This window comes from Lysinibacillus pakistanensis, from assembly GCF_030123245.1.
GTDB lineage: Bacteria > Bacillota > Bacilli > Bacillales_A > Planococcaceae > Lysinibacillus > Lysinibacillus pakistanensis.
Genome location: NZ_CP126101.1, coordinates 1 through 17,261 on the forward strand (window position 1 = coordinate 1; position 17,261 = coordinate 17,261).

Here is a 17,261-nt window from a genome sequence, read left to right on the forward strand (position 1 = left end):
TTGGAACATTTAGAAGAATTATGGAACAATGTCCTGGCTCAAGTTGAACAAAAAATTTCTAAACCAAGCTTCGAAACGTGGCTAAAATCTACGAAACTACTTACTTATAATGGTAGTGGTTCTACTGTTACAATAGCCGCGCCAAATTCGTTTGCTCGAGACTGGCTTGAGAATCATTATATTCATTTGATTACAGGTATATTAACGGAGCTTACAGGCGAAGACTTGCTTATTAAATTTGTTGTTCAAAAAAACCAGGATTCGGACGATTTTGATTTACCAGCGCCGATCATCCAAGCAAAAAATAACGATCACCATGATATTTCACCAGGTATGTTAAACCCGAAGTATACTTTTGATACGTTTGTTATTGGCTCTGGTAACCGCTTTGCACACGCTGCCTCACTGGCTGTGGCTGAAGCACCCGCGAAGGCTTATAACCCATTTTTTATTTATGGGGGAGTAGGGCTTGGCAAGACACACTTAATGCATGCAATTGGTCATTATGTTTTAGAACATAACCCAAATGCCAAGGTAGTCTATTTATCATCTGAAAAATTTACAAATGAATTTATTAACTCAATTCGAGATAATAAGGCACTCGATTTTCGAAACAAATACCGCAATGTAGATGTACTGCTAATTGATGATATTCAATTTTTAGCAGGAAAAGAATCAACTCAGGAAGAATTTTTCCATACTTTTAATACATTGCATGAAGAATCGAAACAAATTGTTATTTCCAGTGACCGTCCTCCAAAGGAAATTCCGACTCTGGAAGACCGTTTACGTTCTCGTTTTGAATGGGGATTAATCACAGATATTGCACCACCAGATTTGGAGACTCGTATCGCCATCCTTCGAAAAAAAGCAAAGGCTGACGGTTTAGAAGTGCCAAATGAGGTAATGCTCTATATTGCGAACCAGATCGACTCCAATATTAGGGAGCTTGAAGGTGCGCTTATTCGCGTCGTTGCCTATTCATCACTAGTAAACAAGGATATTAATGCTACTTTGGCTGCAGAAGCATTAAAGGATATCATTCCTAATTCGAAGCCGCGAACTGTCACAATATTAGACATTCAAAATGCAGTAGGAGAGCATTTTAATATACGTTTAGAAGATTTTGCTGCCAAAAAACGTACAAAATTAATAGCTTTCCCGCGTCAAATTGCGATGTTTCTATCCCGCGAATTAACAGATTTTTCGCTGCCGAAAATTGGCGAAGAATTTGGTGGACGGGATCATACTACTGTTATACATGCTCACGAAAAAATATCTTCTATGTTGAAAAATGATGTTCAACTACAACAGGATATTAAGCAGATTAGAAGCATGTTAGGGAAATAATCTGTGGACAATTCAATTATTTAAACACAAACTTATACACAGTCTATCTACATGTGGATAGACTGATTTTGTTCACTTAAATACACTTATCCACAAATCCACAGAGCCTATTACTATATCTTTTTTATTTTATATAAATAAATAATATAAATATGTGAGGGAAAACGAATGAAATTTGATATTTTACGTGACCGTTTATTAGAAGGTTTAAATGATGTCATGAAAGCTGTAAGCTCCAAAACAACGATACCTATTTTAACGGGGATAAAAATTGATGTTACTGAGGAAGGAGTCCGCTTAACTGGTAGTGATGCTGATATTACGATTCAAACGTTCATTCCAGTGGAAGAAGATGGACAACAAATTATTCATATTACAGAGACAGGATCAATTGTTGTTCAAGCCCGTATGTTTAATGAAATCGTTCGTAAATTGCCAACAAATGAGGTTGAAATCAACGTAACACCTGGTTTCCAAACGCATATTCGTTCTGGAAAATCAGAATTCCATTTAATTGGATCAGATGCTACAGAATATCCATTACTACCTGAATTAACGGAAGATCAAAAATTTACTATTCCAGCTGACCTATTAAAGTCTATTATTCGTGAAACAGTATTCGCTGTTGCTACTTCAGAAAGCAGACCTGTGTTGACAGGTGTAAACTGGCAAATAAAAAATGAAGCATTAATCTGTGTTGCAACAGATAGTCACCGATTGGCAAGACGAAAAGTTCAGCTAGAAAACTTACCTGAAGTTGAACATAGTGTCGTTATTCCAGGGAAAAGCCTAAATGAGTTAAATAAAGTATTAGAAGACTCAACTAACCTTGTTCAAATTGTTATTACGAGCCAACAGGTGTTATTTAAAACTGGAGAAGTATTGTTCTTCTCTCGTTTACTAGAAGGGAACTACCCAGATACAACACGTTTAATTCCAGAAGAGTATCAAACAAATGTAACGATTAATGGAAAATCATTATTACAAGCAATCGATCGTGCTTCGCTCGTTGCTCGAGGTGATCGTAATAATGTTGTGCGTTTTGAAATTCTAGACAACCAAGCTGTTGAAGTTTCTTCTAATTCTCCAGAAATCGGTAAAGTACAAGAGGAGATTCCAGTAGAATTACTTGAAGGGGAGAACTTAAAAATTTCCTTTAGTGCGAAATATATGATGGAGGCATTAAAAGCCATCGATGGTCAAGATGTCGTCATCCAATTTACAGGAGCAATGAGACCATTTATTTTACGTTCTGTTCATGATGATGCAATACTACAGTTAATTTTACCTGTACGTACGTATTAATAATTTAAAGTACGTTCGATGGAAAAACAAAATGGACTGTATTGACTTTAAAAACATTAGGATAGTCGCTAATTGCGGCTATCTTTTTTTACTTATGATGAAATTTTAGGTATGATAGAGAGATAGACAGTCTGAATTTGGAGGGGAACACAGCTATGAAGGACATAGAAATTGATGTGGAGTTTGTCACGTTAGGGCAACTTTTAAAAATGACTGATGCGATTAGCTCAGGTGGTATGGCGAAATGGTTTTTACAAGAAAATGATGTATATGTAAATGGAGAAGTGGATGATCGCCGCGGTCGTAAATTACGTGACGGAGACATTGTTAATATTCCTGGATGTGGTCGATTTCGTATCATTGGATCCACTGGACAGTAAGATATGCATATAGAGCAGTTAAAACTAACAAATTACCGTAACTATGATGCCTTAGCTTTAAAATTCTCTCCAAAAATTAATGTTTTCATTGGTGAAAATGCGCAAGGAAAAACAAATGTAATGGAATCTATCTACGTATTGGCGATGGCTAAATCCCACCGAACGACGAACGATAAAGAATTGATACGTTGGGATTCAGACTATGGTAAAATAGAAGGGGCCGTTCAAAAAAGGCATGGCATTTTACCAATAGAGCTTACGATTACAAAAAAAGGTAAGAAGGGTAAGATTAATCATATAGAGCAAAGTCGCCTTAGTCATTATATTGGTCAAATGAATGTCGTGATGTTTGCTCCCGAGGATTTGAATGTTGTAAAAGGGAGTCCGCAAATACGACGACGTTTTATTGATATGGAGATTGGGCAAATTTCGCCTGTTTATTTACATGATTTATTAACCTTTCAAAAAATTTTAAAACAACGTAACCACTATTTAAAAATGAATCAAGGAAAAACAATGACAGATACCGTGATGTATGAGGTCTATAATGAACAATATATTCACGCTGCTACCCAAATTATTCGAAAAAGATTTCAATTTATGGATTTATTGCAAGAGTGGGCAGAACCAATTCACGGAGGTATTTCACAAGAGAAGGAAAAATTGCTTATCAACTATCGCACTGTAGCTGGTATAGAAAAGCATCATACTTCCAGTGAAATTGAAAACTTCTTGCATAAAAAGCTGGTTGAAGCTAAGGAACGAGAATTTGATCGAGGAGTAACATTAGTGGGGCCACATCGAGATGATTTGCAGTTTTTAGTAAACGGCTATGATGTACAGACTTATGGTTCGCAAGGGCAACAACGTACTACCGCTCTTTCATTAAAACTTGCTGAAATCGAATTAATTAAACAAGAAACAAATGAAACACCCATACTACTTTTAGATGATGTATTGTCGGAACTCGACGATTATCGCCAATCGCATTTATTAAATACCATTCAGGGTGAGGTTCAAACCTTTGTAACGACTACAAGCGTTGATGGAATTCATCATGAGACAATGGAGCATGCACAGCTGTTCCACGTGAAACAAGGAGCGATTGAAGAAAGTTAACCCGGGTAGTTTTTTAGATTACAAAAGAATGGTAATAGTCAGCTCGGTTGACTGTTCATTCATTTACACAAATGATGTTATGAAGGAGTAGATGAAAGCCGTGGCTATAGAGAACGAAGGTTTACAAAATCAAGCTTATGAGGCCGATCAGATACAGGTATTAGAAGGTTTAGAAGCCGTACGTAAAAGACCAGGTATGTATATCGGTTCAACAAGTTCTAAAGGGCTTCACCACTTAGTATGGGAAATTGTTGATAATAGTATTGACGAGGCACTAGCAGGATTTTGTACAGATATAAAAGTAACGATAGAAAAAGACAATTGGATTCGAGTAGAAGATAATGGTCGTGGTATTCCAGTAAGTATTCAAGAAAAAATGGGTAAGCCTGCTGTAGAGGTTATTATGACAGTACTGCATGCGGGTGGTAAGTTCGGTGGTGGTGGCTACAAAGTATCTGGTGGACTTCATGGTGTTGGGGCATCTGTTGTGAATGCATTATCAGTTGAAACGATTGTTCAAGTACATCGTGAAGGTCATATTCATGAGATTAAATTTGAGCGCGGTCAAACTGTACAACAGCTAACAATTATTGGAGATACAGACCATAATGGCACAACTACACGTTTTAAAGCCGACCCTGAAATATTTAAAGAAACCACTGTCTATGAATATGACATTTTAGCACATCGTATTCGTGAATTAGCTTATTTAAATCGTGGGATAAAGATTACGATTGCTGATGAGCGTGAAGGTGAGGAGCGTTCTACTACATATCACTATGAAGGTGGTATTCGTTCTTATGTAGAGCATTTAAATCAATCGAAAGAGCCTATCCATGATCCAATTGATGTTCTTGGAGAAAAGGATGGTATTTCAGTTGAAATTGCTATGCAGTATAATGCTGGATTCTCCTCTAATATTTTTTCATTTGCTAATAATATTAATACGTATGAAGGCGGTACACATGAATCTGGTTTTAAAACAGCCCTTACACGTGTTATTAATGATTACGCCCGCAAAAGCAGTCTGTTAAAAGAATCAGATGCTAATCTTACTGGTGAGGATGTTCGTGAGGGGTTAACAGCAATTGTATCTGTTAAGCACCCTGATCCACAGTTTGAAGGGCAAACTAAAACTAAACTTGGTAACTCTGAGGTAAGCCAAATTACCAATTCTCTATTCTCAGATGGTTTTGAACGTTTTATGTTAGAGAATCCAACAGTTGCTCGTAAAATTATTGAAAAAGGTTTAATGGCTGCTCGTGCTCGTGTAGCTGCAAAGAAAGCACGTGAATTTACACGCCGTAAAAATGCTCTTGAAGTATCTAGCTTACCTGGTAAATTAGCAGATTGCTCTTCGACAAATCCGGCAGAATGTGAAATTTATATCGTTGAGGGTGATTCCGCTGGTGGTTCTGCTAAATCTGGACGTGACCGTCATTTTCAAGCAATCCTACCGTTACGTGGTAAAATCTTGAATGTTGAAAAAGCAAGATTAGATAAAATTTTATCGAATGCTGAAATACGTGCAATGATTACAGCATTTGGTACAGGTATTGGTGAAGAATTTAATTTAGAAAAGACTCGTTACCATAAAATTATCATTATGACAGATGCCGATGTTGATGGTGCACATATTCGTACATTATTGCTAACATTCTTCTTCCGTTTCCTTCGTCCTTTGATAGAGGCAGGCTATATTTATATTGCCCAGCCACCACTTTATCAAGTAAAGCAAGGCAAACATGTTGAGTATTGCTATGATGATGAAACATTAAAGGCTATTCTTGAGCGACTACCAAAAATGCCAAAGCCAAGTGTACAGCGTTATAAAGGTTTAGGTGAAATGAATGCAGAACAGCTTTGGGAAACGACAATGGATCCTGAGCATCGTACATTATTACAAGTAGAATTAGATGATGCTATTAAAGCAAACCAAGCATTTGAGCGCTTAATGGGCGATGAAGTTGAACCTCGTCGTCAATTTATTGAAGAAAATGCTGTATACGCTAATTTAGATATTTAATTTTTCTTGAGAGGAGGTCTACACTTTGTCAGAACAAGAACGCTCCGGTGTTAAAGGAGTTAATATCACAGAAGAAATTGAAACATCCTTTCTTGATTATGCAATGAGTGTAATTGTTTCACGTGCATTACCTGATGTGCGTGATGGATTAAAACCTGTACACCGCCGTATTTTATATGGTATGCAGGAGCTTGGGAATACAGCAGATAAAGCATACAAAAAATCCGCACGTATCGTTGGGGATGTAATGGGTAAATACCACCCACATGGTGACTCTTCTATCTATGATGCGATGGTTCGTATGGCGCAAGATTTCAGCTATCGTTACATGTTAGTTGATGGTCATGGTAACTTTGGATCTGTGGATGGTGATGGAGCAGCTGCAATGCGTTATACGGAGTCACGTATGTCTCGTATTGCTATGGAAATGCTTCGCGATATTAATAAAGATACAATTGACTATACAGATAACTATGATGGTTCAGAGAAAGAGCCTATTGTGCTACCAAGTCGTTATCCTAACTTATTAGTAAATGGAGCGGCAGGGATTGCTGTTGGTATGGCCACGAATATTCCACCACATCAGCTTGGGGAAACGATAGATGCGGTAATAGCACTTTCTGAAAATCCTGCCATTACGACTGAAGAATTAATGGAAATCATCCCTGGACCTGATTTTCCAACGGGTGGATTAATTTTAGGTCGAAGCGGTATTCGTCGTGCATACGAAACAGGTCGTGGCTCAATTATTATTCGTGCGAAAGTAGAGATTGAACAAAAATCGAATGGTAAGGAAACAATTCTTATTCATGAGTTACCGTACCAAGTAAATAAAGCTAAGCTTATTGAAAAAATAGCAGAGCTTGTACGCGATAAAAAAGTTGAAGGTATTACAAATCTACGTGATGAATCTGATCGTCGTGGTATGCGAGTAGTCATAGAAATACGTAAAGATTCGAATGCCAATGTAGTATTAAATAATTTATATAAACAAACAGCAATGCAATCGAGCTTCGGTATTAATATGCTGTCTTTAGTAAATGGTCAGCCAAAAGTGATGGGCCTTAAAGAGATGTTGCATCATTATTTAGAGCACCAAAAGGTTATTATTCGTCGTCGTACAGAATTTGACTTAAGGAAAGCTGAAGATCGTGCGCATATCTTAGAGGGTTTGCGTATTGCGCTTGATCATATCGACGAAATTATTGCTATTATTCGTGGTTCTCGTAGTGGTGAAGAAGCGAAACCACAATTAATGGAGCGTTTTAATTTATCGGAACGTCAAGCACAAGCAATTTTAGATATGCGTTTAGTCCGTTTAAGTGGATTAGAGCGTGAAAAAATTGAAGCTGAATATCAAGAGCTTCAAGTACTAATTGCTGAGTTGAAGGCAATTCTTGCAGATGAAGCGAAAATTGTCGATATTATTCGTACAGAAATCTTAGAATTGAAAGAACGCTTTAATGATAAACGCCGAACTGAAATTACTTCTGGCGGTATAGAAATGATTGAGGACGAAGATTTAATTCCAGTTGAAAATTCGGTCGTAACCTTAACGCATAATGGATATATTAAACGTCTAGCTGCAAACACATATCGCAGTCAAAAACGTGGTGGTCGTGGTGTGCAAGGTATGGGTACAAATGAAGACGATTTTGTAGAGCACCTTATGAACACATCCACACATGATACAATTTTATTTTTCACTTCAAAAGGAAAAGTATTTAGAGCAAAAGGTTATGAGATTCCAGAATTCGGTCGTACAGCGAAGGGATTACCAATTGTTAACTTACTTAATATTGAAAAAGGTGAAAAAGTAACAGCAATGATCCGTGTAGGTTCATTTGATGATGAAGAGGCATACTTCATCTTTACTACTAAGACAGGGATTACAAAGCGTACACCAATATCTCAATTTGCTAATATCCGCACCAATGGTTTAATAGCTATTAGTTTACGAGAAGATGATGATCTCATTTCAGTTCGTTTAACAGATGGCGACAAGCAAGTTATAATTGGTACTCGTGATGGGATGCTTGTTCGTTTCCAAGAAGATGATATTCGTTCAATGGGACGTACTGCAGGCGGTGTGCGTGGTATCAAACTACGTGATGGTGATGAAGTAGTTGGTATGGAAATTATAGAGCCAGGTCAGGAAATCCTAGTTGTTACGGAAAAAGGATACGGTAAACGTACTTCTGAAGAAGAATATCGTTTGCAAAGCCGTGGTGGTGTAGGGTTGAAAACCATGCAAATCACTGATAAAAACGGTCCAATGGTAGCTGTAAAAACTGTTGATGGATCTGAGGATTTAATGCTTATTACCATTAATGGCATGTTGATTCGTATGGATGTCAATGATATTTCATTAATTGGTCGTAGTACACAGGGAGTTCGTTTAATTCGTTTAGGGGATGACGAGCTTGTTGCAACTGTAGCAAAAGTTGAAAAAGAAGATGAGCCTATTGAAGAAAATGATGAAGTAGAAGAATAATAAAGGGACCGATGACGGCAGCTAAAATTGCCGTTCATCGGTTTTTTAGCATAATTCATGAAAAATAAGTAATTATTTTGAATTCCATGATAAAATGAAATTAACTGTTAAAGCAAGAGAAATAGTGAAGAGGTGTTAATTGCATGGAAACTATACATGTCCCAATATCGGAGTTGCGTGTAGGTAAAGTAATTTCAGAGGATATTTTTGCAAACACACAATATCCTATAATATTTAAAAACACAATCATTTCCCATGAGCATTTACAAGTTTTTTTTGCTTTTAATATTTCAAGAGTTTCTGTTTACAAGGATGGCACGGACCATCAATCAGAGGTCAATGATACCGAATTAGTTGCACCACCTGAGGCTGTTCCAACTTTTAAGAGGGTCTATGATAATTCTGTTGAACAATTTAAAAAGGAATTTAAAAATTGGGAAGCTGGTGCAAAAGTTGATATTGCCAAAGCACGTTCAATTATTTTACCGTTAGTGGAAATGGTGTTAGAGGATCGAACAATCATTTTTGATTTAAATGAGTATTCAAACCCTAAAGATTATTTATATCATCATTGTGTTGCAACGGCATTGATTTCAGCAGTGATAGCACAAAAATTAGGCTATGATAGAGGAACAACCATTCAAGTTGCAATTGGGGGACTGTTAGCTGATTGTGGAATGGCAAAAATTCACCCTCGGATTCGGGATAAGAAAACAACCTTAACAGAGCAGGAATTTGACGAAATTTATAAGCATCCGACGTATAGTTATAATATGGTCAAGGATTTAACAATCTTAAAAGATACAATGAAGGAAGCCATTTTTCAACACCATGAACGCTTAAACGGAAGCGGTTACCCAAAGGCTGAGAAAATCGCAAATATTTCGATGTTTGCTCAAATTATAGCGGTTGCAGATGTATTTCATGCAATGACTTGCGAACGTGTATATAGAGCTAAACAATCATCCTTTAAAGTAATCGAAATGATTAATGAATCCGAATTTGGAAAATTTGATATCAAAGTAGTTCGAGCACTTATTGATATTGTTGCTGACCTACCAATAGGAACAATCGTAGAATTGTCTAATTTGGAACGCGGAGAAGTAATGTTTGTAAATAAATTTGCACCAACACGACCACTTATCAAACTATGCCTTTCAGGTGAGATTTTTGATTTAGGGAAAAATCGTACATTCTATATTTCACGTATTATTACAAATTTATAAAGGCAATATGAGGATGTATTATCCCTTCTAATGTAGGAGTTGAAAAATGGCTACAGTAATAGTCAATACAATTCTGCCTAGAGGGGATTTTTCTATGAGCAAAGAAGGTAAGTTTTATAAGGAAAGAGACTGTATTTTTTAATACATCTTTTAAAATGATGTGAAGATCGAGAATCGATGATGGATTTTTCTTTGTCCCACGCTTACGATAAAACGCCGAAACACGTGTGATTGAATCATATGAAGTATTGGTGTTAGCGGATGAAATGATACTGATTGGCAATGTGCAAAATGATGACAAAAATCCATTTCTTCGTATCCAAGTACTGGGTGCAGATGAAGTTGCTAAGTGGATGAAACAGCATCTGAATATTAAAAAGCTCTACGGGCAAAGCGAGCAAACTGTGCACAATCGGATGTACATTGCGGTGATCGTATATTTCTTTAACACAACTTCATACAAACTACAAATTAGTAGGCACTTAAAAGCAGTACTATGGAAATGGGCACGAAACTTACCTAGAAAAAATAAAAGGAAATATGGTTCCATAAGGATTGAGAATGGTCCGTTGCCTCAGTCAAAGTTTAAAATAAAAAAATTAGGTGTTAACTACTTTTGTTTAACTGTCTACGATTTTTTAAAAACGCAAAATTCAATTATAGTTCATGCGACGTTAAAGAGTATGTTATTGTTTTCTAATACTAAGATAGTATAGGAATGAAATAGTTAATTATAAAAAAATAATATAATTCTTTTGAGAAGGTGTTGACATAGTTATAGAATATTGATATTATTAATGAGTCGCCAAGAGGTGACGTTGAAAATAAAGTAAATGAACCTTGAAAACTGAACAAGCAAAACGTAATCAATATAGTTTTTAGTAGCTAGCTTTCACTAGTGAACAAAACAAAAATTTGGACATCAAAATTGATGCCAGCAAAACAATTTGAGCTAATCAAATTTCTTTTATGGAGAGTTTGATCCTGGCTCAGGACGAACGCTGGCGGCGTGCCTAATACATGCAAGTCGAGCGAACAGAGAAGGAGCTTGCTCCTTTGACGTTAGCGGCGGACGGGTGAGTAACACGTGGGCAACCTACCCTATAGTTTGGGATAACTCCGGGAAACCGGGGCTAATACCGAATAATCTATGTCACCTCATGGTGACATACTGAAAGACGGTTTCGGCTGTCGCTATAGGATGGGCCCGCGGCGCATTAGCTAGTTGGTGAGGTAATGGCTCACCAAGGCGACGATGCGTAGCCGACCTGAGAGGGTGATCGGCCACACTGGGACTGAGACACGGCCCAGACTCCTACGGGAGGCAGCAGTAGGGAATCTTCCACAATGGGCGAAAGCCTGATGGAGCAACGCCGCGTGAGTGAAGAAGGTTTTCGGATCGTAAAACTCTGTTGTAAGGGAAGAACAAGTACAGTAGTAACTGGCTGTACCTTGACGGTACCTTATTAGAAAGCCACGGCTAACTACGTGCCAGCAGCCGCGGTAATACGTAGGTGGCAAGCGTTGTCCGGAATTATTGGGCGTAAAGCGCGCGCAGGCGGTCCTTTAAGTCTGATGTGAAAGCCCACGGCTCAACCGTGGAGGGTCATTGGAAACTGGGGGACTTGAGTGCAGAAGAGGAAAGTGGAATTCCAAGTGTAGCGGTGAAATGCGTAGAGATTTGGAGGAACACCAGTGGCGAAGGCGACTTTCTGGTCTGTAACTGACGCTGAGGCGCGAAAGCGTGGGGAGCAAACAGGATTAGATACCCTGGTAGTCCACGCCGTAAACGATGAGTGCTAAGTGTTAGGGGGTTTCCGCCCCTTAGTGCTGCAGCTAACGCATTAAGCACTCCGCCTGGGGAGTACGGTCGCAAGACTGAAACTCAAAGGAATTGACGGGGGCCCGCACAAGCGGTGGAGCATGTGGTTTAATTCGAAGCAACGCGAAGAACCTTACCAGGTCTTGACATCCCGTTGACCACTGTAGAGATATAGTTTCCCCTTCGGGGGCAACGGTGACAGGTGGTGCATGGTTGTCGTCAGCTCGTGTCGTGAGATGTTGGGTTAAGTCCCGCAACGAGCGCAACCCTTGATCTTAGTTGCCATCATTTAGTTGGGCACTCTAAGGTGACTGCCGGTGATAAACCGGAGGAAGGTGGGGATGACGTCAAATCATCATGCCCCTTATGACCTGGGCTACACACGTGCTACAATGGACGATACAAACGGTTGCCAACTCGCGAGAGGGAGCTAATCCGATAAAGTCGTTCTCAGTTCGGATTGTAGGCTGCAACTCGCCTACATGAAGCCGGAATCGCTAGTAATCGCGGATCAGCATGCCGCGGTGAATACGTTCCCGGGCCTTGTACACACCGCCCGTCACACCACGAGAGTTTGTAACACCCGAAGTCGGTGAGGTAACCTTTTGGAGCCAGCCGCCGAAGGTGGGATAGATGATTGGGGTGAAGTCGTAACAAGGTAGCCGTATCGGAAGGTGCGGCTGGATCACCTCCTTTCTAAGGATATTTTCGGAATACAAACCTTGGGTTTGTAAGATTACGTTTTGCGTTCAGTTTTGAAGGTTTATATTTAATTATAAAACTTCCAAGAGGGCCTATAGCTCAGCTGGTTAGAGCGCACGCCTGATAAGCGTGAGGTCGATGGTTCGAGTCCATTTAGGCCCACCATGTATTTTTCCTCTTGGGGCCTTAGCTCAGCTGGGAGAGCGCCTGCCTTGCACGCAGGAGGTCAGCGGTTCGATCCCGCTAGGCTCCACCAATCATTTGTTCTTTGAAAACTGGATAAAACGACATTGAAATTGTAACAAACACATTTATTTTTTAAGTTTTTTTATAGGCTTAATAACATAATAAAGGTTTCAAGACACGAGCAGTTCTAGGAAGCAATCGAGTGAATGAAGGAGCGTACTTAAGTACGTGACTGATTGAACGAGTGAAGCTGACAACGAAATGCGATGTGTATTGAAAGCTGCAGGTTAAGTTATTAAGGGCGCACGGCGAATGCCTTGGCACTAGGAGCCGAAGAAGGACGGCACTAACACCGATATGCTTCGGGGAGCTGTAAGTGAGCTTTGATCCGGAGATTTCCGAATGGGGGAACCCACTACGTTTAATCGCGTAGTATCTTGACGTGAATACATAGCGTCTTGAAGGCAGACCCAGGGAACTGAAACATCTAAGTACCTGGAGGAAGAGAAAGAAAAATCGATTCCCTGAGTAGCGGCGAGCGAAACGGGAAGAGCCCAAACCAAGAGGCTTGCCTCTTGGGGTTGTAGGACACTCTATACGGAGTTACAAAAGAGCGAGTTAGATGAAGCGACTTGGAAAGGTCCGCCAGAGCAGGTAAAAGCCCTGTAGTCGAAAGTTCGTTCTCTCCAGAGTGGATCCTGAGTACGGCGGAACACGTGAAATTCCGTCGGAATCCGGGAGGACCATCTCCCAAGGCTAAATACTACCTAGTGACCGATAGTGAACCAGTACCGTGAGGGAAAGGTGAAAAGCACCCCGGGAGGGGAGTGAAAGAGATCCTGAAACCGTGTGCCTACAAGTAGTTAGAGCCCGTTAATGGGTGATAGCGTGCCTTTTGTAGAATGAACCGGCGAGTTACGATTACGTGCGAGGTTAAGCTTTAGAAGGCGGAGCCGCAGCGAAAGCGAGTCTGAATAGGGCGAAATAGTACGTGGTCGTAGACCCGAAACCAGGTGATCTACCCATGTCCAGGGTGAAGGTAAGGTAACACTTACTGGAGGCCCGAACCCACGCACGTTGAAAAGTGCGGGGATGAGGTGTGGGTAGCGGAGAAATTCCAATCGAACTTGGAGATAGCTGGTTCTCTCCGAAATAGCTTTAGGGCTAGCCTCGTGATGAGAATACTGGAGGTAGAGCACTGTTTGGACTAGGGGGCCATCCCGGTTTACCGAATTCAGACAAACTCCGAATGCCAGATATTTATACACGGGAGTCAGACTGCGAGTGATAAGATCCGTAGTCAAAAGGGAAACAGCCCAGACCACCAGCTAAGGTCCCAAAGTAATCGTTAAGTGGAAAAGGATGTGGCGTTGCACAGACAACCAGGATGTTGGCTTAGAAGCAGCCATCATTTAAAGAGTGCGTAATAGCTCACTGGTCGAGTGACGCTGCGCCGAAAATGTATCGGGGCTAAACGATTCACCGAAGCTGTGGATTGACATCTACGATGTCAGTGGTAGGAGAGCGTTCTAAGTGCGTTGAAGTCAGACCGGAAGGACTGGTGGAGCGCTTAGAAGTGAGAATGCCGGTATGAGTAGCGAAAGACGGGTGAGAATCCCGTCCACCGTATGACTAAGGTTTCCTGAGGAAGGCTCGTCCGCTCAGGGTTAGTCGGGACCTAAGCCGAGGCCGATAGGCGTAGGCGATGGACAACAGGTTGATATTCCTGTACCACCTCCTCACCGTTTGAGAAATGGGGGGACGCAGTAGGATAGGGTAAGCGCGCCGTTGGTTGTGCGCGTCCAAGCAGTAAGGCGTGTGTGTAGGCAAATCCGCACACTGTAACGTTGAGCTGTGATGGCGAGTCCGTATGGACGAAGTTCCTGATTTCACACTGCCAAGAAAAGCCTCTATCGAGGTGAGAGGTGCCCGTACCGCAAACCGACACAGGTAGTCGAGGAGAGAATCCTAAGGTGTGCGAGAGAACTCTCGTTAAGGAACTCGGCAAAATGACCCCGTAACTTCGGGAGAAGGGGTGCTCTTGAGCGTGCAAGCGCATGAGAGCCGCAGTGAATAGGCCCAGGCGACTGTTTAGCAAAAACACAGGTCTCTGCAAAACCGTAAGGTGACGTATAGGGGCTGACGCCTGCCCGGTGCTGGAAGGTTAAGAGGAGTGGTTAGCGCAAGCGAAGCTGCGAATTGAAGCCCCAGTAAACGGCGGCCGTAACTATAACGGTCCTAAGGTAGCGAAATTCCTTGTCGGGTAAGTTCCGACCCGCACGAAAGGCGTAACGATCTGGGCACTGTCTCAACGAGAGACTCGGTGAAATTATAGTACCTGTGAAGATGCAGGTTACCCGCGACAGGACGGAAAGACCCCGTGGAGCTTTACTGTAGCCTGATATTGAATTTTGGTACAACTTGTACAGGATAGGTAGGAGCCAGAGATCTCGGAGCGCCAGCTTCGAAGGAGGCGTCGGTGGGATACTACCCTGGTTGTATTGAAATTCTAACCCATGCCCCTTAGCGGGGCAGGAGACAGTGTCAGGCGGACAGTTTGACTGGGGCGGTCGCCTCCTAAAAGGTAACGGAGGCGCCCAAAGGTTCCCTCAGAATGGTTGGAAATCATTCGTAGAGTGTAAAGGCACAAGGGAGCTTGACTGCGAGACCTACAAGTCGAGCAGGGTCGAAAGACGGGCTTAGTGATCCGGTGGTTCCGCATGGAAGGGCCATCGCTCAACGGATAAAAGCTACCCCGGGGATAACAGGCTTATCTCCCCCAAGAGTCCACATCGACGGGGAGGTTTGGCACCTCGATGTCGGCTCATCGCATCCTGGGGCTGTAGTCGGTCCCAAGGGTTGGGCTGTTCGCCCATTAAAGCGGTACGCGAGCTGGGTTCAGAACGTCGTGAGACAGTTCGGTCCCTATCCGTCGTGGGCGTAGGAAATTTGAGAGGAGCTGTCCTTAGTACGAGAGGACCGGGATGGACACACCGCTGGTGTACCAGTTGTCTTGCCAAAGGCATCGCTGGGTAGCTATGTGTGGACGGGATAAGTGCTGAAAGCATCTAAGCATGAAGCCCCCCTCAAGATGAGATTTCCCATTACGCAAGTAAGTAAGATCCCTCAAAGACGATGAGGTAGATAGGTTCGAGGTGGAAGTGTGGTGACACATGGAGCTGACGAATACTAATCGATCGAGGACTTAACCAATATGTTTGAAGCATTCAATGCGCCGTTTATCCAGTTTTGAAAGAATAACATCTTTCAACTAAATACAAGATCTAGTGATGATGGCAAAGAGGTCACACCCGTTCCCATACCGAACACGGAAGTTAAGCTCTTTAGCGCCGATGGTAGTTGGGGGCTTCCCCCTGTGAGAGTAGGACGTCGCTAGGCAAAGACAGTCAGCTGTGTGCTGGCTGTTTTTTTATTTTTTAGTTGATATGGATAATAATTAATCGGTTCTAAGTCAAATGTTGGGGTATCTTTATCTTTCAGCATGTTAGCCCAAATGAACTCAACATGTAGATAGACTGTGCAAAATGAGATTGGTCTATCACAATAACAGGTTGACCCAGTACTTGGCGAACAGCTACTTTAAAACTTGGATTTATATCCATAACCACTATTTCATCCTCTGCTCTGTTTCTTTTTTGATGCGGTAAAATATTAGTCTGCTCGCGCGTCTCCGCATTCGCAATTATTAGCTGCTACGTACCTCCATCTGTATGGCCTTTATACTCATCAATCGCGGTCGCTTTTGATAAACATACACCCTCTACTAATTGTCTTTTCACAACCTTTTTAAAACGACGAATGACTGTCGTGGTTGATGTACCTAGTACTTCGTTAGCTTCCTTAAATGTTTTGGCTTTAATAGCACGTATACTCACCACGTGATTCCATTCTTTTGAGTAGCGTTGATATTTATCTACGAAGGGAGAATTTTCAGAGAAACGCTTTCTACAATTACAAACATAACGAGAAATTTATAGAAAAGAATAGTTAAACGTTCAAATCATTTTAAATAATTGACCTTTTGTATATACGGTAATCGTGAACCTTCGAAAAATTTTTACAAACTGGAAATTGATGCATCCGTTTTGGCAATTGTACATATAAAGCGATTCGATCGCCTATTTCTTCTACTTTCGTAATCTCTACATTTTTTAATTTTTCTCGACAATTCAAGTATACATGTGTGTAATTGTGTGAATTCCCCAAAAAATATTATAGAACCAAATAATCTAAGTTTTACATAAAAATTTACCAAAATTAGGTAATAGCGAAGAACTTATTGTTGTTTCAGTTTACAGCCCTTTATGGATAAATAATTTATTATTACACTTAAGAGTCTAGGCTTATCAGATGTTAAATGTCTGACTCAAACCTACAATGCTAAAAGCTTTCCTCCTATTAATTGTTATTACTCCTAATTGTTGTTCAATTAAATATAAAACTAATGTTTTGCCCATATACCCAATTGCTTCTATGATCTTTATATACTACTTAAGGATTTTTAGCGGAGTGAAATTTTTTTCTAGGAGATTTCTATATTTAAGGTTAGTTATTATCTAAATCTTTATACAGGAATCTCTCTATGTATGCTAAATGCATGTCTAATTAAGAGGAGTATTTAAAATTGCTT

Annotated in this window: 9 protein-coding genes, 2 tRNA genes, 3 rRNA genes and 1 pseudogene; 13 read left to right on the top strand and 2 right to left on the bottom strand. The window is 40.7% G+C overall.

The annotated features are described in order from the left end of the window. The 13 genes and pseudogenes from dnaA (at position 1) to rrf (ending at position 16,009) form a co-directional block, all read left to right on the top strand. Entirely contained in the window at positions 1 to 1,350 is a 1,350-nt protein-coding gene (dnaA, locus tag QNH24_RS00005; protein ID WP_283870210.1) for a chromosomal replication initiator protein DnaA, read from the top strand. A 168-nt stretch (positions 1,351 to 1,518) separates the two neighbouring features. Further along, positions 1,519 to 2,655, top strand: a complete 1,137-nt coding sequence (dnaN, locus tag QNH24_RS00010; protein WP_283870211.1) for a DNA polymerase III subunit beta — start codon at positions 1,519 to 1,521, stop codon at positions 2,653 to 2,655. Between the two features lie 155 nt (positions 2,656 to 2,810). Then, positions 2,811 to 3,035, top strand: a complete 225-nt coding sequence (gene yaaA, locus QNH24_RS00015; RefSeq protein ID WP_283870212.1) for a S4 domain-containing protein YaaA — start codon at positions 2,811 to 2,813, stop codon at positions 3,033 to 3,035. Between the two features lie 3 nt (positions 3,036 to 3,038). Then, on the top strand, positions 3,039 to 4,154 hold the full coding sequence (gene recF, locus QNH24_RS00020) for a DNA replication/repair protein RecF (RefSeq protein ID WP_283870213.1): 1,116 nt from the start codon (positions 3,039 to 3,041) through the stop codon (positions 4,152 to 4,154). A 91-nt stretch (positions 4,155 to 4,245) separates the two neighbouring features. Beyond that, a complete protein-coding gene (gene gyrB / locus QNH24_RS00025; protein ID WP_283870214.1) occupies positions 4,246 to 6,180 on the top strand; it encodes a DNA topoisomerase (ATP-hydrolyzing) subunit B in 1,935 nt (644 codons plus the stop codon). A 25-nt stretch (positions 6,181 to 6,205) separates the two neighbouring features. Beyond that, positions 6,206 to 8,674, top strand: coding sequence for a DNA gyrase subunit A (gyrA, locus tag QNH24_RS00030; protein WP_283870215.1), 2,469 nt, complete (start codon positions 6,206 to 6,208; stop codon positions 8,672 to 8,674). 143 nt (positions 8,675 to 8,817) lie between these two features. Further along, positions 8,818 to 9,900 carry an HD-GYP domain-containing protein gene (locus QNH24_RS00035; RefSeq protein WP_283870216.1) on the top strand — a complete coding sequence of 361 codons (1,083 nt, stop codon included), beginning with the start codon at positions 8,818 to 8,820 and terminating at the stop codon, positions 9,898 to 9,900. Positions 9,901 to 10,076: 176 nt separating this feature from the next. Continuing rightward, a pseudogene (locus QNH24_RS00040) lies at positions 10,077 to 10,452 on the top strand (IS4 family transposase); the annotation flags it as partial. Between the two features lie 414 nt (positions 10,453 to 10,866). After that, positions 10,867 to 12,418 (top strand): 16S ribosomal RNA (locus QNH24_RS00045). 94 nt (positions 12,419 to 12,512) lie between these two features. After that, positions 12,513 to 12,589, top strand: a tRNA-Ile gene (locus QNH24_RS00050). A gap of 15 nt (positions 12,590 to 12,604) precedes the next feature. After that, a tRNA-Ala gene (locus QNH24_RS00055) sits at positions 12,605 to 12,680 on the top strand. A 215-nt stretch (positions 12,681 to 12,895) separates the two neighbouring features. After that, a 23S ribosomal RNA gene (locus tag QNH24_RS00060) occupies positions 12,896 to 15,823 on the top strand. 70 nt (positions 15,824 to 15,893) lie between these two features. Continuing rightward, positions 15,894 to 16,009, top strand: a 5S ribosomal RNA gene (gene rrf, locus QNH24_RS00065). Together the 16S, 23S and 5S rRNA genes with 2 tRNA genes alongside form the textbook arrangement of a ribosomal RNA operon. A 98-nt stretch (positions 16,010 to 16,107) precedes the next feature. Here rrf and QNH24_RS26225 read toward each other — a convergent pair. Together QNH24_RS26225 and QNH24_RS00070 are read right to left on the bottom strand one after the other, a co-directional pair. After that, positions 16,108 to 16,317, bottom strand: coding sequence for a transposase (locus QNH24_RS26225; protein ID WP_353051151.1), 210 nt, complete (start codon positions 16,315 to 16,317; stop codon positions 16,108 to 16,110). A gap of 6 nt (positions 16,318 to 16,323) precedes the next feature. Continuing rightward, entirely contained in the window at positions 16,324 to 16,602 is a 279-nt protein-coding gene (locus QNH24_RS00070; RefSeq protein ID WP_283872699.1) for a helix-turn-helix domain-containing protein, read from the bottom strand. Positions 16,603 to 17,261: the final 659 nt, after the last annotated feature.